Origin of the sequence: Flaviflexus massiliensis (assembly GCF_001375495.1) — a bacterium.
In the GTDB taxonomy this organism is placed as follows: Bacteria; Actinomycetota; Actinomycetes; order Actinomycetales; family Actinomycetaceae; genus Flaviflexus; species Flaviflexus massiliensis.
Genome location: NZ_LN831057.1, coordinates 426371 through 442780, shown reverse-complemented (window position 1 = coordinate 442780; position 16410 = coordinate 426371). Strand labels below are relative to the sequence as shown.

19 protein-coding genes are annotated in these 16410 nt (G+C 60.7%); 1 reads left to right on the top strand and 18 read right to left on the bottom strand.

Translation table 11 applies throughout. The features are described 5' to 3' along the window. Window positions 1-24 precede the first annotated feature (24 nt). From BN1241_RS03595 to BN1241_RS03545, 11 genes are all read right to left on the bottom strand, one after another. Complete coding sequence (locus tag BN1241_RS03595) at window positions 25-816, bottom strand: TrmH family RNA methyltransferase (protein ID WP_054952330.1); 792 nt, start codon at window positions 814-816, stop codon at window positions 25-27. A gap of 70 nt (window positions 817-886) precedes the next feature. Further along, complete coding sequence (rplT, locus tag BN1241_RS03590; RefSeq protein WP_054952329.1) at window positions 887-1276, bottom strand: 50S ribosomal protein L20; 390 nt, start codon at window positions 1274-1276, stop codon at window positions 887-889. A 20-nt stretch (window positions 1277-1296) separates the two neighbouring features. Beyond that, the gene (gene rpmI / locus BN1241_RS03585; RefSeq protein ID WP_054952328.1) at window positions 1297-1491 is read right to left on the bottom strand and encodes a 50S ribosomal protein L35; all 195 of its coding nucleotides are present in this window, start codon (window positions 1489-1491) and stop codon (window positions 1297-1299) included. A gap of 51 nt (window positions 1492-1542) precedes the next feature. Then, window positions 1543-2181 carry a translation initiation factor IF-3 gene (infC, locus tag BN1241_RS03580; protein WP_077138258.1) on the bottom strand — a complete coding sequence of 213 codons (639 nt, stop codon included), beginning with the start codon at window positions 2179-2181 and terminating at the stop codon, window positions 1543-1545. A gap of 325 nt (window positions 2182-2506) precedes the next feature. Beyond that, the gene (locus tag BN1241_RS03575; protein WP_054952326.1) at window positions 2507-3238 is read right to left on the bottom strand and encodes an SseB family protein; all 732 of its coding nucleotides are present in this window, start codon (window positions 3236-3238) and stop codon (window positions 2507-2509) included. Beyond that, window positions 3235-3966, bottom strand: coding sequence for a bifunctional 1-(5-phosphoribosyl)-5-((5-phosphoribosylamino)methylideneamino)imidazole-4-carboxamide isomerase/phosphoribosylanthranilate isomerase PriA (gene priA / locus BN1241_RS03570; protein WP_054952325.1), 732 nt, complete (start codon window positions 3964-3966; stop codon window positions 3235-3237). The genes BN1241_RS03575 and priA overlap by 4 nt, the downstream gene beginning before the upstream one ends. Further along, entirely contained in the window at window positions 3963-4601 is a 639-nt protein-coding gene (gene hisH, locus BN1241_RS03565) for an imidazole glycerol phosphate synthase subunit HisH (protein WP_054952324.1), read from the bottom strand. The genes priA and hisH overlap by 4 nt, the downstream gene beginning before the upstream one ends. Then, a complete protein-coding gene (locus BN1241_RS03560; RefSeq protein WP_054952323.1) occupies window positions 4598-5362 on the bottom strand; it encodes a hypothetical protein in 765 nt (254 codons plus the stop codon). Before BN1241_RS03560 ends, hisH begins: the two co-directional genes overlap by 4 nt. Then, the gene (gene hisB, locus BN1241_RS03555) at window positions 5359-5955 is read right to left on the bottom strand and encodes an imidazoleglycerol-phosphate dehydratase HisB (RefSeq protein WP_054952322.1); all 597 of its coding nucleotides are present in this window, start codon (window positions 5953-5955) and stop codon (window positions 5359-5361) included. Before hisB ends, BN1241_RS03560 begins: the two co-directional genes overlap by 4 nt. Next, window positions 5952-7061 (bottom strand): histidinol-phosphate transaminase, encoded by a 1110-nt coding sequence (locus BN1241_RS03550; protein ID WP_054952321.1) that lies wholly within the window; start codon window positions 7059-7061, stop codon window positions 5952-5954. Before BN1241_RS03550 ends, hisB begins: the two co-directional genes overlap by 4 nt. Before the next feature lie 129 nt (window positions 7062-7190). Beyond that, on the bottom strand, window positions 7191-8045 hold the full coding sequence (locus BN1241_RS03545; protein WP_187117593.1) for a universal stress protein: 855 nt from the start codon (window positions 8043-8045) through the stop codon (window positions 7191-7193). A gap of 73 nt (window positions 8046-8118) precedes the next feature. Here BN1241_RS03545 and BN1241_RS03540 point away from each other — a divergent pair, with 73 nt between their 5' ends. Next, window positions 8119-9036 carry a hypothetical protein gene (locus BN1241_RS03540; protein ID WP_054952319.1) on the top strand — a complete coding sequence of 306 codons (918 nt, stop codon included), beginning with the start codon at window positions 8119-8121 and terminating at the stop codon, window positions 9034-9036. Here BN1241_RS03540 and BN1241_RS03535 read toward each other — a convergent pair. The 7 genes from BN1241_RS03535 to BN1241_RS03505 form a co-directional block, all read right to left on the bottom strand. Next, window positions 8996-9577: a hypothetical protein gene (locus BN1241_RS03535; protein ID WP_147599245.1), complete on the bottom strand. Its 582-nt coding sequence runs from the start codon at window positions 9575-9577 to the stop codon at window positions 8996-8998. The two genes, BN1241_RS03540 and BN1241_RS03535, sit on opposite strands and share 41 nt — an antisense overlap. A 98-nt stretch (window positions 9578-9675) precedes the next feature. Beyond that, a complete protein-coding gene (gene hisD, locus BN1241_RS03530; protein WP_054952317.1) occupies window positions 9676-10971 on the bottom strand; it encodes a histidinol dehydrogenase in 1296 nt (431 codons plus the stop codon). Between the two features lie 9 nt (window positions 10972-10980). Beyond that, complete coding sequence (locus BN1241_RS03525; protein ID WP_147599243.1) at window positions 10981-11757, bottom strand: isoprenyl transferase; 777 nt, start codon at window positions 11755-11757, stop codon at window positions 10981-10983. Window positions 11758-11966: 209 nt separating this feature from the next. Next, window positions 11967-12692 (bottom strand): DNA repair protein RecO, encoded by a 726-nt coding sequence (gene recO, locus BN1241_RS03520; protein WP_054952315.1) that lies wholly within the window; start codon window positions 12690-12692, stop codon window positions 11967-11969. A 48-nt stretch (window positions 12693-12740) separates the two neighbouring features. After that, complete coding sequence (gene leuA, locus BN1241_RS03515) at window positions 12741-14483, bottom strand: 2-isopropylmalate synthase (RefSeq protein ID WP_054952314.1); 1743 nt, start codon at window positions 14481-14483, stop codon at window positions 12741-12743. Window positions 14484-14910: 427 nt separating this feature from the next. Beyond that, on the bottom strand, window positions 14911-15615 hold the full coding sequence (locus BN1241_RS03510; protein WP_054952313.1) for a hypothetical protein: 705 nt from the start codon (window positions 15613-15615) through the stop codon (window positions 14911-14913). Then, window positions 15599-16405, bottom strand: a complete 807-nt coding sequence (locus tag BN1241_RS03505) for a PP2C family protein-serine/threonine phosphatase (RefSeq protein WP_054952312.1) — start codon at window positions 16403-16405, stop codon at window positions 15599-15601. Before BN1241_RS03505 ends, BN1241_RS03510 begins: the two co-directional genes overlap by 17 nt. Window positions 16406-16410: the final 5 nt, after the last annotated feature.

Sequence of the window (16410 nt, the reverse complement as noted above, 5' to 3'; positions counted from 1 at the left end):
TTTCCGCCTTCAGGATAGTCCAGTCTAGGAGGGCCTGGCGAGAACGCTCGCGTATAGGCAGATGGCGGCGGCGGTTGCGACGTTGAGCGACTCGGCCTGACCGGGGATCGGGATCGACACGATTATGTCGCAACGATCGATGAGATCAGCGGTCAGTCCGCGCGCCTCGTTACCGAGCACCCACAGAGTCGGACCGGTGAGGTCAAGTTCCCTATCCCCCAGGGTAAGCTCTCCGTGACCGTCGGCTGCGATCACTTGGAATCCGTGGGCTTTGGCGCTGGCGATGATCGTGCGCGGGTCGTGCCCTGAAGAGACCGGGATGTGATAGGTGGAGCCTGCCGCGGACCGGATGACTTTGGGTGAGTTGGGGTCGACGGAGCCGGTACCAAAGAAGACCGCTCCCGCACTCGCAGCATCGGCAGTTCGCACAACGGTTCCCGCGTTGCCCGGATCCTGCATTTCCACGCCCAAAAGAACCAGGTCCGTGCCCTCAAACAACTCATCAACATCCCGTGCAGGTGCAGTGTTGAGAACGGCGAGGATGCCCTGGCAGTCGGTAGAGACCTGTGAGAGCACCTGGTTGGGTACCACGTGGGTCCAGTGCCCATCGGTCAACGATTCAAATTCGGGATATCGTTCGAGCACGTCCTCGGTGACGTAAATGTCGCGCACACGCTCCCCCGCGAACGTCAGTGCCTCCCGAACGGCCTGGGGTCCTTCAGCGATTTCCTGAGAGTACGTGGACCTATTTTTAGCCTGGTAGAGTCCCTGTACTTTCTGGAGCTGGCCGGTGAACGAGTCGTGGTATTTGCGCATGTGCTTCTTTCGTGACGAATGGGGCCGGCAACACGTGCCGGCCCCATCCTATCGATCTAATTGATCGTATTTAGGCTGCTTCGCCCTTGGGGGCGTTCACATCTTCGGGGAGTGCCTTGCGCGCGGTCTCCACGAGTGCCTTGAAGGCAGCGGGTTCGTTCACTGCGAGCTCTGCGAGCATGCGACGATCAACGTCAACTTCGGCGAGCTTCAGGCCCTGCATGAACCGGTTGTAGGTCATGCCTTCGGCGCGAGCTGCTGCGTTGATACGGGAGATCCACAGCTTACGGAACTCGTTCTTACGGACCTTGCGGTCGCGGTAGTTGTAGGTAAACGAATGCGTTACCTGTTCCTTGGCCTTGCGGTACAGGCGTGAGCGCTGGCCGCGGTAGCCGCTGGCCTGCTCAAGGACGGTACGACGCTTCTTCTGAGCGTTTACTGCGCGTTTCACACGTGCCATGATGAATCCTCCTTGTCGACCTAAAGGCCGAGCATCTTCTTAACGTTCTTGGCGTCTGCCGGGCTGACAACCTGGTCCGAGGACAGGCGGCGGGTGCGACGGGACGACTTGTGCTCGAGGAGGTGGCGCTTTCCGGCCTTCTCGCGCATGATCTTGCCCGATCCTGTTACGCGGAAGCGCTTTTTGGCACCGGAGTGCGTCTTGTTCTTAGGCATGGATGTTTCCTCTTTCGTAAGCCACGAAGTTGTGTTCGCGGGCGGGGAGTGTCAGCTGTCGGTCTTCTCGGCGCGGCGCGCTTCGCGCTCGGCCTCACGGCGACGACGCTGATCAGACTTGGCTTCGGACTTCTTGCGGATCGGGGCAAGCACCATCACCATGTTGCGCCCATCCTGACGGGGGTGCGATTCGACGGTGCCGACCTCAACGAGATCCTCAGCCATTCTCTGCAGGAGCTTCACTCCCATTTCGGGACGCGACTGTTCACGTCCACGGAACTGGATCATTACCTTGACTTTGTCGCCACCGTGAAGGAATCGCTCGGCGTGCCCCTTCTTGGTTTCGTAGTCGTGGGTATCGATCTTGAGGCGAAGCCTGATCTCCTTGAGCTGCGTGTTCACCTGGTTGCGGCGAGCATCGCGTGCCTTCATGGCGGCCTCGTACTTGTACTTGCCGTAGTCCATGAGCTTGGCTACAGGAGGTTCAGAGTTCGGCGCAACCTCGACAAGATCAAGATTGGCTTCCTGTGCCAGGCGCAGTGCGTCTTCGACGCGGACTACACCCACTTGCTCGCCGGCGGGACCGACAAGACGTACCTTGGGCACTCGGATCCGCTCATTGACTCTTGGTTCGTTGATAATTGCTCCTCTGTATTCTCGACGTGTACGCGCACGGAGCAGAGGTGCCATCGGGGCATAACATGCCCTCGTGACTCTCATAACCCGGTACCTCAGGTACCCAGGTGGGATCTCTCCGCTTGCGTTCCGGTCCATGTGACCGGTCGGTCGCTCACTATTCTAGCAGACCGGTTCTATCAGACTTCTGTGTTCTTCATTACTGAAGCTGAACAGACCCTGGACGTTTCAATCCAAACAGGGTCCGAACCAGTGGGATTCGGGATTAGTGGGCTCGTGAGTAGGGGCGACTGGGCCGGGCCACTCACGAACCCACATCCGCATAGATTCCGTTCTCGAACGTGTTGTTCCAGCTCTGTTGCGTTGTCTTAGCTTTATCTTAGCTTTGTGTGCGCGCGGGAATGAGTTCGATCGAGTCAACCCGGTGGGTGAGTTCGTCGACTCTACCGAGTCTTTGACTTGCCTCCGTTAGTGCCGCCGAAACTTCATCACGGGGTGCATCCCCGTCAACTGCGATGACGATGGCGGTTTCGGCGTTGCGTCCCGGCGTGATCTGTAAGCCCTTGAGACCGGGGATCCCGGCAAGAGTGCGGGCAAGAATGGTTGGCAGGTTTTCGTCGTGCCAGGGTGCCGTCCATTCCTCGCCCGTGGCCAGCGCGTTGACCGCCGGCCTGCCCAACAGCATGGGACGATCGGACCCAGCATCGAGAACCAGGAGCGCGTCGGCCTCGGCAACGGCCGCAATGGCGGCGTTTTGGGAGTGTACGGGAACGGGGCGCGCCTGCGGATTCCAGGCCAGGAGTGCCTGGGCGGAGGAGAAGATGGGCATGGCGGCCCGCCCATCGGGAGCCTCCACGGCCAGCATTGCGGCCGCCTTGCACGGATCCTTCTCCCGTGCAGAATGCTCGACCACGCCGCCATCTGCGGTGCGTCCGGGATGGTCGTGTGCGAGGACCGGGACGAGCACGCGCGCGGTCGGCAGGACCTTGACGATCGCTTCCAGGCGGGGTGCGAACTCGCCAATCTCGAGTGCCTCAGCTAGTGCCGGTACGGCACTGCCATCATCCGATGCAAACGGGTTGGGCTTGAGTTTGTCTTGAGCGGTACTCACTGCTCGCCTGCCACCTCGATAGCTTCCGGAAGGGTGAAGGCGCCGGCATAGAGCGCCTTACCAACGATCGCACCTTCCACACCAATATCGGTCAGCGCACGCAGTGCCTCGATATCACCCAAGGTGGCGACACCACCGGAGGCGATGACCGGGGCATCGGTGCGGGCGCACACATCGGAGAGCAGGACAGTGTTGGGACCTTCCATGGTGCCGTCCTTCGCGACGTCGGTCACGACGTAGCGGGAGCATCCGGCTTCGTTCAGGCGGTCGAGAACTTCGTACAGCTCTCCTCCGTCCTTCGTCCATCCCCGCGCCGACAGGGTGCGACCACGAACGTCGAGACCAACCGCGATCTGCTCCCCGTATTCCTTAATGACGCGTTCAGTCCATTCCGGGTCCTCCAGTGCTGCGGTGCCGAGGTTGACTCGGGCAGCGCCCGATGAGAGTGCGGCCTTGAGCGAGGCATCGTCGCGGATGCCACCGGAGAGTTCAATTCGGACGTCGGACTCTTCGACAATGGTGCGAAGCAGGTCGCGGTTGTGTCCGCGACCGAATGCTGCGTCGAGGTCGACGAGGTGAATGTAGGTCGCTCCGCCCGCGATCCAGTCCCGTGCAACATCGCGCGGGTCGCCGTATCCGGTTTCGGTTCCTGCCTCGCCGCGCAGGAGCCGAACGGCCTTCCCGTCAACGACGTCGATGGCGGGCAGAAGCTGTAGTGGTGTGGTCATGACCTGTCCTTGAGTGTGCTGAGCCAGTTCCGGAGCAGTTGAAGGCCTGCTTCGCCTGACTTTTCTGGATGAAACTGTACTGCCGAGAGCGGTCCCTGTTCGATGGCGGCAATAAAGCGTGAGCCGTGTTCGGCCCACGTCACCGCCATTTCCTCGAACCTCTCATCGGCTTTGGCGGCCGGATCGGTGTGGACGCCGTAGGAATGGACGAAATAGAAGCGTTCGTTTTCGATGCCCTGAAAAAGCTTGGAGCCCGGTGCGGCCTCGACGGTTGACCAGCCCGTGTGGGGGACGATGTCGGACTGGATGCGTGTAACTCGGCCCGGGAACTGCTCGAGACCCGGTTTCGTTGAGTCGTGTTCATCGGATCCTTCGAACAGGATCTGGAGTCCCACGCAGATGCCCAGGACGGGCATACCGCCCGCAAGGCGGCGTTCGATGAAGCGTTCGCCGCGCAGGGCACGCAGCCTGGACACGACCGTGTCGAATGCTCCCACACCGGGTACGACCAGGCCGTCGGCCGCCATGGCCTTCGCGGGATCGGAGGTCAGCTCGACGTCGGCACCTGCGGCCCCGAGGGCACGCGCAACCGAGTGCACGTTTCCGGAACCGTAGTCGAAAACGACAACGTTCACTTCGGGTCCTTCCCGAAGAAGCGGCGGGGCTTGCGGGGCGGCATAACCTGACCAGCATCCCTCTTCCCGTGCGCGAGTCCCTCAAGGAAATCGGACTTGATGCTTCCGGACTGGATCGCACCCTTCGCGTCTTGCGGGTTTGTCGAACCGAGGAGGAGATCTTCGAGGATGGGCTCCCCCGTTGCCACGATGAGTCCGGCAGGTGTGTCGGTCGCGTTGCCTTTCGAGTCGTAGGTCAGTGCTGTCACCAGCCCGGAAACTCCGACCTCGTTGCCAACGTCTTCTCCCAGCTCGGAGGTGAGAACGATGACGCCGGCACGCGACAGGCGTGCAAGCCGCTTCGCAACAGCATGCTGATCATTGGCGTCGAGCTGCTGACTATCCTCGTCAGCATCCTCTGCACTATCCTGGTCCGCTCCGTCTTCGTCACCTGTCTCAGGAGCAGTATTTTTGTCCGTCGCAGGATCGTCTTCCCGAGCGTCAGTTTCGAACGCGGCGGTTTCAGGAGTTTCTAGCGCACCGTCGGCCGCATTGTCGTTCGGCTGTCCGGATTCACTTACGCCTTCTGCTGACACTCCGCCGAGAAGTTCGGAAATATCCCAGTCATCAAACACGGGAACGGGTAGGTCGTGCACGATCATGGCACCGGCCTTCGACGGCACAACCCACACATCCAAGCCGTGCAATTTGCACAGGCCGGCGAGAACGTCGGCTTTCTTGAAAGGCGTCAGGATGACATAACGTTTGGAGTTTGCACTCACAAGGTCCCCTTGGTGGATGGGATTGTGGTGACGCGCGGATCCGGCTCAACTGCGGTGCGCAGGGCCCGTGCGAACGCCTTGAACTGTGATTCAACAATGTGGTGGGGGTCCCGGCCACGGATGACATCAATGTGCATGCAAATACCAGCATGGAAGGCGATGGCTTCGAAGACATGGCGGGTCATGGACCCGGTGAAGTGGCCACCGATCAGGTGGTATTCCTGGCCCGCCGGCTCACCGTCGTGGACAAGGAAAGGGCGACCGGAAATATCGACAACGGCCCTTGCCAGCGATTCGTCCAGCGGAACGGTGGCGTCGCCGAAACGGCGGATGCCACGTTTATCGCCGAGTGCGACGCGGAGTGCTTCGCCGAGGCAGATCGCGGTGTCTTCCACGGTATGGTGGACGTCGACTTCGACATCACCGCGGGCGTGGATATCCATGTTGATGAGGCTGTGGCGGGACAGCGCGGTCAGCATGTGATCGTAGAACGGGACTCCCGTATCGATTGTCGAGGTGCCGTCACCGTCCAGGTCGATCGTGAGCTTGACCTTCGATTCGCCCGTCTCGCGTTCAATTGTTGCTGTTCTCATGCCAGTACCTCTTCCAGTGCTGCAAAGAAAGTCTCATTCTCTTCCGGTGTTCCCACCGAAACTCGGAGCCAGCCCACTGGGCCGACTTCGCGAATAAGAACTCCCCTATCCAATAATTCAGTAAAGATGCGGTGCCTGTCCGGGAAGGTCCCGAACATGACAAAGTTCGCGTCCGATGGTGCCACGTCTAAGCCTAGCGAAGTTAGACGCTCCGCCATCGCATCCCGGCCTTCCCGGATCGTCTCCACCTGCGCCAGCTGCTCCTCGGCATGATCGAGTGCCGCGCGGGCCGCGGCCTGGGTGATGGCGGAGAGGTGGTAGGGCAGGCGCACGATTCTGACCTGGTCCACGATCTCGGTACTGGCCCCAAAGTATCCGAGGCGGAGTCCGGCTGCACCGAAGGCCTTCGACATTGTGCGGGAGACCACGAGATTGTCGTAGTCCGCAAGAAGTTTGAGGGCGGACGGCACTCCGTCCCTGCGGAACTCCCCGTAGGCCTCGTCAACAACGACGAGGCAGTCGGCACCCTCAGCATCTCTTGGGCCCCTGCCCTTCGAGGCTTCCAGGACGGTCCGTAGCTCCTGCTCGGTCAGTGCGGTTCCGGTTGGGTTGTTGGGGCTCGCCAGGAGGATGATTGCGGGCCGGTGTTCATCGAATGCGGACTCGATCCGGTCGAGGTCGAGGGCAAAGTTCTCTAGCCGCGGTGCTGCCACCCAAGTCGAATCGGTGTCCCGCGCGTACTCGTGGTACATCGAATAGGTGGGGCTGAAGGACATGACCGTGCGTCCGGGACCTGCGAATGCGAGGAGCAGGTGGAGCATCACCTCGTTCGAACCATTAGCGGCCCACACCTGTTCCGGACTCAGTCTTACACCTGATTCAACTGCCAGGTAGTCCGCCAAGTCCTCCCGCAAGCCCATGAATTCACGGTCGGGGTAGCGGTTGAGGGTGGCGGCCGCCTCCGACACCGCTTTGGCGATGTCTGCGATCAGTGCGGGACTAGGTGCGTACGGGTTTTCGTTCACGTTGAGAGCAACGGGAACATCCAGCTGGGGCGCACCGTAGGGTTCGAGGCCGGTAAGGGCGGGGCGATATGGAATGGTCACAAGCCAAGTCTACGAAATCGGGCACTCGTGCGACATTCCCGTCCAGATTCCCGTGCCACTATCGCGGTCAGTGACTCGAGCGAGACCAGTGACACGACCGGCATGCGACACAGACTCCGATGGTTGGTGTTATCGGGCAATAAGCACGGCGGGTGCGTGGTGGAGGACTGCGAGGGCGACCGAGCCCAGTGCGCGCTTAGTCATCGACGTCCCATTCGGGGCGACTACCAGGAGCCTGCTGCTCGCGGCCGCGTCGATCAGGCTGTCTGTTGCGTGCGCCTGGAGGTGGACGAATTCCCCAGTCACGTCGGGATATTTTGCCTGCACCTGATCGAAGCATCCCCTCGATAGGTCAACGGACTTCTGGATCTCCCCCTCCATCCAGTCCCGGCGGTGTCCCTCGGGAATGTTCGTGACACCTGCCGCGCTGTGCTGGTGAGCGCGGAGCGCATGGACGGTCGCGCCTTCGGCGCGTGCGAGACGGAAGCCAATCTCAAGGGCCCCAATGGAGGTTTCTTCCGGCCCTAGCCCAACCGTGATGGGTCCTTCCCGGTCGTAGTCACCATCGCGCACAACAAACGTGGGGCAGGCGGCGCGGGTCGCAACTTTCGTGGCCACGGATCCGACTAGCATCCGATGGACCGCACCCTGACCGCGTGCTCCCACGACGAGGAGTCGAGCATCGCGCGATGCGTCAATGAGTGCGTTGGCCGGTTCACCCAGCACCCACGAGGTCTCGACCGTGACGTCGGGATAGGTGGAGCGGATGAGCTTGCGGGAATCTTCCAGCAGAGTCTCGATGCGGTCGATCTCTTCTTTCGGGGGCTCCGGATCGTAGGCCATGATCGCGAACAGGGGCGAGTAGGCACTGAGAACCCTCAGAGGGGATCCGGACAGTTGTGCAATGCGGGCAGCTTCGAGCACTGCATAGCGTGCACGGTGCGAGCCGTCGGTGCCAACAAGAATGATCCCAGATTCAATCACGGACAACATTTTAGCCCAAGATACCTTCCGTTCCGAGAGTGTATTTGTCCGTTCCAGGTGGCACGATCGTGCTATGTCCCGCGCATCAGAACTCCCCCGAAGGCTCGCACAGCTCATAGAGCACATCCGTGTCTCGCCCGGCCCCATCCAGGTCAACGTCGGCAACCCCGTACAGCTCGATGGTGTGGAGCTCGTGTGCCGAAGCGGCGGAGTACCGCTCTCAACCGTAAGGAAGGGACGCCCTCTCCCCCGAGGCGAGGTCGAGGCGCAGGCGACACGCGGATATCTCACGGCGGGCAGTGAGAAGCTCCCCGGTGTGCAGACCTACCACGATATCGACTCACTGGGAATCAGCGAGGATCGCGTCGTAACCGCCCGGATTCGGGCCCTTCTGGAGGAGCAATGGCAGCGCGGGGTGGACCTTCCCTCACTCGGCGTGTGGCCCTCCGGCTCTCGAATCCCGTCTTCCTCGCGGCTCCTGCCGGGCAAGGCTCTGGCTCACCTTGGTGACCTGGGACTGGGTGAGGACGTTGCGGAGGTACTTACCCTGCCCGACGGGCCCTTCCCAGAGACGCTCCGCCCCACGTGCCTTGCCCTGCTTAGTTCGTGGGGTCAGCTATCGGGGCGCACGACAGTGGACACGGTTGTGCGAGCACCCTCGCTCACACATCCGCAGTTACTCAACCACCTGTCCTCCGGCATCCGTATTCTCCTCGGTGCCCGCGACGGCGGTGAGGTAACGGGACTGCGCGAGCTCAAGCCCGGAATGTCCGCTACCGAACGGGTGAGCAGGCTTGCTGGTTTGCTTCGTCTTGATCCGAAGCTTGCGCACGTGTCAGCCATTGCCGGATCGCACGTTTTGCTTCTTGGGACGGAGTGGGATGAGGGGTGGACGATGACCGTGACGGGGCAGCTCCTGCTGAGTGCGGGCGCCAAGACGGTCCGACCCTTTACTCTGAGTACACGTACTCGATCGGGACGCCGTCAATAACGGTACCGAGCAGTTCGGGACCGCGGTCTGCCGCTTCTTCCGAGCTCGAGTAGACGACGAGACCCTGCCCATCGGTACTCGGCTGAGCCAGGTAGTACTCGGATGAGCCGTAGCGGCTCACAAAATCGTAGGCGGAACGCTCCAGGTTCACATCGGAGGGAACAACCCTGACCTCGGCCTCAATGTCGTAGTCTTCAAGCAGATCGGCGATGCCACCCGACTTCACCGGGCTGGTAACCCAGATCGTCACGATGCCATCGTCGAAGCTATAGCCCTGGTAGATGCTCGAGAATTTCTCCGCCGCATCCAACAGTCCGTAGTACCGGTTATCTTCATCGAGATACCAGACATAAGCGTCATTCCACGAAAGATCGTACAGCTCCCCATATGACGCAACCGTGTCACGAACTTCGGAATCAGTCTGAGTCCTGCTGACAACCGACGAATCGAAGTCAACGTCGCTCACGTAGTCGGGTGCGACCGAATCTGTGCCCCCGCCAATAGCGGTGAGGGCAACTAACGCCACACCAGGGTTAAACACTTCTCCGAAATACCTTTCAATTGAGGACCAACAGAGATCCTATCAATCAGCATCTAGCACAAGTCCAGGCACAAGCGATATTGTTACCGCGTTGCAACCTAGCCCCGACGTACTTCGAGAGCCGTTCCGTGCGCGGGTAGGTCTTCCGCATTCGCAAACGTCACGAGAGGATCTGTGATCTCCTCGAGTGCCTCACGAGTGTATTTGACCTGTTGTACGGACTTGAGGAACACGTGAACGTTGAGTCCTGAACTGTAGCGTGCGGTACCGCCCGTAGGTAGCACGTGATTTGATCCAGCAAGATAGTCACCCGCGGGAACCGGCGTGTAGGAGCCAAGGAAGATCGCACCCGCACTCGTCACACGAGAAGCAACCTCCTCATCGTCCCGGGTATGAATCTCGAGGTGTTCCGCCCCGTACGCATTGATGACCTCCAGCCCATCCTCAATATTCGCCACAAGAACGGTGCCGGACTGCGGTCCAGAAAGTGCTGTGCGCACTCTTTCCACATGCTTGGTGGAGGCGACCAGGTCCTCCAGTTCACGATCAACCGCATCGGCCAACTCAACCGAGTCGGTGACAAGAACGGACGCCGCTGCCGGGTCGTGTTCCGCCTGCGACAGGAGGTCGGCCGCCACGTAGCGGGGGTTAGCGGTCTCGTCAGCAAGGATCGCAATCTCGGTGGTGCCCGCCTCCGAGTCGATCCCGACGGTGCCGAGGACGAGCCGCTTCGCGGCTGCGACATAGATGTTGCCCGGCCCGGTCACGACATCAACGGGCTCGCATTCGCCCGCGCCGTAGGCAAACATACCGATCGCACCGGCGCCACCCGCCGCGTACACCTCATCAATTCCGAGCAGCGCGCAGGCAGCAAGAATCGTTGGGTGCGGGAGTCCCCCGAAGCGTTCCTGCGCGGGCGAGGTGAGGGCGATCGAGGGGACGCCAGCAACCTGCGCGGTCACGGCATTCATGACAACCGATGATGGATAAACTGCGAGCCCGCCGGGAACGTAGAGGCCAACTCGGCGCATGGGGATCCAGCGCTGGGTCACCGTGCCACCGGGAATGATGTCGACTGACTTTTCCTTCGGCATCTGCGCCTCGTGGCCGGCCCGGACATGCTCGATCGAGAGAGCGATAGCGTCCCTCAAGTCAGCATCGATGTCAGAAAGTGCCCGGTCGATCGCTTCCTGGGGTACGCGAATGCTGTCGGGGCGGATGACATCAAATCGTTCAGCCTGGTCGAGCAGTGCATCCACTCCGCGCTCGCGAACGTCCTCGACGAGGGGACGGACCGCTTCCAGTGCCGTATCGATGTTGAGTGCTGCTCGCGGTAGAGAGTTGGCGAGTGTGGTGGCGTTGACGCCGGAACGAAGATCAAGTCGAGACAACATGGTTCTATTCTATTGCTCAGCAGGATCCGATGCGGTAGCGTCCACGGCTCCGCCCCACCGCCGGTCCCGTCGCGCATACGTTTCTATCGCTGCCCACAGGTCCGTGCGATCCAGTTCGGGCCAGGGCTTATCGGTGACCACGATCTCGGCGTAGGCGGACTGCCACAGGAGGAAGTTGGACAGTCGCTGTTCACCACCCGAACGCCAGAACAGGTCCACGTCGCTCATCGGCTGGTACAGGTAACGATTGATCAGCTCATCATCGATCTTTTTGGGGTTGAGCTTGCCACCCGCAACATCGTGCGCAATCGCAGTCATGGCATCGGTAATCTCGGGCCTGCCTCCGTAGTTGACGCACATGTTAACGATCAGGCCGTCATTGTCCTTCGTCATTTCTTCAGCGACCTGGAGTTCTTTGATGACCGAGGCCCACAGTCGCGGCTTGCGCCCGGCCCAGCGCACTTTCACATTCCACTCGTTCAGAGTGTCACGCTGCCTGCGGATCACGTCCCGGTTGAAGCCCATGAGGAAGCGAACTTCGGAGGGGCTACGGGACCAGTTTTCTGTCGAGAACGCGTAGGCGGAGAGCTCTTTCACCTCGAGCTCGATCGCACCCGCAATGACATCGAGGAGAACCGGTTCACCCTTCTTGTGACCCTCGGTTCTGGGTAGTCCCCGAGCATTCGCCCACCTGCCGTTCCCATCCATGACGATTGCCACGTGCCCGGGTACCAGGTCGGGCGGGATGTTGGGCGGGGTGAGTCCGGGCTTGCTCACGGGTTCCATGACTGTTCCTCTCCTACGATTTGAGCTTCCGCTATCGTACCCGCGCACGCGGCGGGGAACCTGCACGACAACCATCCCAGCTGGTGTAACGATTGCCTGGCTCCATGCCTATGAAAGGCTTCGAAACCGCCAGCGTTGCTCCGTGCGGAGAAAACACTGGTCAGGCCGATTCTTGCTGGTCAGGCGATTACCTTCGCCTCGCCTGCCTTCTAGGTCAGCAGGGACAGTGACTTAATCTTGTGTTCGAGATGCCATTGGGCGTGGGCGGAGGCCAGTGCCGTGGCTTCGTTTCTGATGCGTTCAGGCTGTTCATCAGCGCCGTCCCACTCCCCTGCCAGCATTGAGCCCAGGAGAACAACGGATTCACGGTCGGGCATGCTCGCCCCGGGTGGGCGGCAATCGGCGCACACGGTTCCGCCGGCGGGAATCGACAGGGCGCTGTGGGGGCCGAGCATGCCGCACGAGGCGCAGTCCCTGGTCGCGAGTTCAAAGCCCGCGTAGGCAAAAGCGCGCAGGAGATAGGCGGTGGCGATCAGCTCGGGCCGGTGTTCGTTGTTGGCGAGTGAGTGGAGCGCACCGTGGAGCAGCAGGTACTGCTGAATGTCCGGACTCCCCTCATCCCACACCAACTTGTCGGCAGTTTCGACAATGACGGCACCGGCCGTGTAGCGCTCGTAGTCCGCCGAAATCTCTCGACCGTAGGCGTGGACAGACTCAACCTGGGTAACAATATCGAGGGTACGGCCGCGATAGATCTGAGCATCGACGTGTGAAAAGGGTTCGAGCCGTGCACCGAACCTCGATTTGGTTCGGCGCACGCCCTTCGCCACGGCACGGACTTTCCCGTGTGTACGCGTTAGCAGGGTGATGATTCTGTCTGCTTCACCCAGCTTGTGGGTGCGCAGGACAATCCCCTGGTCACGGTAAAGTTTCACCCCACCATTCTAGTACCCTCCCGCTCCCTAAGAGCGGGAGGGTAGGCACTATCGGCGGGTTCGGTTAAGGGCGGAGATGATGGCCTTGAACGATGCGGTGAGCGTGGACGGATCGATACCCACACCCCACATGATCGTGTCGTCAATTTCCGCTTCCACGTAGGCGGCCGCTGTCGCGTCCCCACCCTCGGCAAGCGCATGTTCTTGGTAGTCGAGGATGTGGATGCGGTGGCCGAGCTGCTCAATCGCGTTAACGAATGCGTCGATCGGCCCGTTCCCCGAAGCGTGGATCTCCTGGTCCTTGCCAGCTACGGAGAAGGTCGCGGTCAGGTCCGAGCGGGAATCCTCACCCGTGGCAATGTTTGTGCCCTTGAGTGCGTAGTGCCCCCAGGGCTTCAAACCGTTCACTTCGGAGGCCGGCAGGTATTCGTCAGCAAAGATGTGCCACAGTTCGTCTGCCGTGACCTCGCCACCGGTTTTGTCGGTGTGGTTCTTGACAATCGAGGAGAGTTCGATCTGGAGACGGCGAGGCAGATCCAAGTTCCGTGTTGTCGACAGGAGGTAGGCGACACCGCCTTTACCGGACTGGGAGTTGACGCGAACAACGGCCTCGTAGGACCGTCCGAGATCGGCGGGGTCAATGGGCAGGTACGGCAGGTCCCACGTGTTGTCGCCCGTCTCTTCGATCTTCTTCTTACGCGCCTCGAAGCCCTTCTTGATCGCATCCTGGTGCGAACCGGAGAATGAGGTGTAGACCAGATCGCCGGCGTAGGGTGCGCGGGCTGGGACTTCCATGCGGGTGCAGTATTCGACCACGGAACGCACCTCGTCAATGTTGGAGAAGTCGATCTGCGGATCGATGCCCTGCGTGTACAGGTTGAGGCCGAGGGTGACGAGGTCGACATTCCCGGTGCGCTCGCCCTGACCGAACAGGCAGCCTTCGATACGGTCTGCTCCTGCGAGCATCGCTAGCTCCGACGAAGCCACACCGGTGCCGCGGTCGTTGTGGTTGTGGGCGGACAGAACAACGTGTTCGCGCCTGGGCAGGTTTGTGCTCATCCACTCGATCTGGTCGGCGTACACGTTAGGGGTGGAGCGTTCAACGGTTGACGGCAGGTTGAGGATGATCTCGCGGTCCGGAGCGGGCTGCCACACGTTCATGACCGCCTCACACACTTCGAGTGCGAAGTCGAGCTCGGTGTCAACAAAGATTTCAGGAGAATACTGGTATCCGACCACGACGTCGTCACCCATCTTCTTCTCCATATAGTCCATGACGTCCTGGGTGCCAGCAACTGCGAGCTGCTTGGTTGCTTCCCGGTCGTTGCGGAATACGACGTTGCGGAATACGGGTGCGGTCGCGTTGTAGAGGTGGACGGTGGCCCGCGGGAAGCCTTCGAGAGCGTCCACGGTCCGATGTATCAAGTCTGTACGGGCCTGGGTGAGGACGGAAACAGTCACGTCCTCCGGCACAGCATCGTCGTCGACGAGAGCACGCACAAAATCCCAGTCAGTTTGGGAGGCAGCGGGGAAACCGATCTCGATTTCCTTGTATCCCATCTTGACGAGGAGGTCGAACATGGCGCGCTTGCGGGCGGGATCCATGGGTTCAATGAGGGCCTGGTTACCGTCTCTCAGATCTGTTGAAAGCCACCTGGGGGCCTTCTCGATCCGGCGGTTGGGCCACTGCCTATTCGGCAGCTCAACCGGGTTCGTGTCGAGGAATGGTCGGTACTTGCTGAACGGCATTCCGGAAGTGCGCTGCTGATTATTTGATCCGGTGGTTTTCACGTTTCTCCTGCTTTACTTGTCAGTCTCATGGGACCGGCGCAACGAGAACTCCGCGGGGAGGGGCCGGTCGTTTCAGGCCTCGCCGCGGCAACTAAGCAGGAGGTTACGCATGGGAACATTGTACGCCTCAGTCCCCCAATTCTGTCGAACGTCCACAACGTGGCCACTATCCGGCAGAGAACTGGTTACTTGTGGGTGATTGATACACGGGAAAAGAATCTCGACACCACTGATCTCCCCGAGCTTTGGGCAGAACTTTGTCCATGATCAGAAGTGGGAACAGGACACTCAGCCAGGACAGTCAGCCCGGACAATCAGGAAAGGACAATCAGAAAGGATTGGGCCCGCACGAATCAAAGTTCGTGCGGGCCCCTATCTTAATGATTGAGTTCTCTTCGAGTTTCGCTACCTGATAACCGTGCTGCTGTTAGCTGGCGTCGTCGTACTCAGATGGGTTCTCAAGCTTGTAGAGATCATCGGTGGTGACGAGGCGGGTTGCAACCGAATGCTCGACGAGGCGTGCACGCCTGTTGACAGCGAGCTTGCCGGGGCCACCGTGAAGTCCGCGGATTCCATACCGGGTGAGGCGCTCACAAATATGGTCAAGCTTGCGGTTGAAGCGCGTGATCGGCCAACCGAGCCTGTCGGCTGCCTGCTGGGAAGAGGGAATGGAGGAGGTGGTGCCGCGTCCGGTGAGAACGGGCTCTGAGAGCGCCAGGATCAGGAGGATCTGGGACGGCGTGAGCTCGACCGGTCCGATCGTGGTCTCCCCCGCATCATCCGTATCGGCCACGTGGGACGGCAGGTAGGCGGGTTCATCATTGAAGACCGTCATCTCATACGTCGTCGGTCCCGCGGTGAACAGCAGAACGGTTTGGGGATAGACGAGCGGGAGCTTCGCACCGGGTGCGAGGTAGGCCTGGGTCGCACCATCGTTATCGGCGAGCGTCGCGGACAGGCGGGAACCGACATTTTCGATCCAGTACATGCCGTCCACGTAGCTGATGGTGAGGAACCTGCGGTGCAGGTACTGGTTATCGTCGAGCTGCAGGGGACCTTCACGCCCAATAAGGAATGGTTCTTCCTTATCGACCGTGTACCATTCTCCAACAAATTCAATCGATACGGTCATTTGAACTTCCTTCCCTCGTGGTGACCATAGTATCCGGAATGGCCCGTGCGAGGACAACGGTGGCGTTATCGTGTCCGCCGACTTCGAGAGCAGAATCCACGAGTTTCTGCGCTAGTTCATCAAGTTCAAGGTCGGCGTTTTGTTCGAGAATCCAGGCAATATCCTCATCGTCCAGCTCATCCGTGATCCCATCCGAGCAGGCCATGAGCAGCTGCCCCGTGGCTTCAACAAGTCGGAAGTCGGGTTCCGCCGGCACGGCGGTTCCGATGGCACGGGTGACGATGGAGCGGCGAGGATCGATCCGGGCCTGAGCCGGGGTGAGGGCTCCTGTGTCGACCAGTTCTTGAACGATCGAGTGATCCGTGGTGAGCGGGATCAGCTCACCATCTCCAAAAGAGTAGAGTCGGGAATCACCCACGTGGAACACCAGCCAGCAGTTCTTGGCTGTGCCCCTACCCAGCACCGCGCCCACGACTGTCGTACCCGATTCGCTCGCGTTCTTCTTCTGTGCGGACTTGGCGAGCTTCGCCGATGCCTTGGCAAGAGCCTTGCGGATTTCCTTGCGGGCCTGGACGGTGGTGCCGGTGAAGGTAATCGCGGAGAGGGTGTCGATGACGGTTTCGGCCGCAACATCGCCGCGGCTCAGTCCGCCCATGCCATCCGCGACTGCAATAATCGGATCCCCACCCAGGTAGCGGTCCTCCTGCTTATCGCGCACGTTCCCGATCGAGGTGGCAAATCCGGTCTCGATTCGGGGGCGGGTGCGGCGCGGGGCCTTGGTCGTGTTCATGCTGG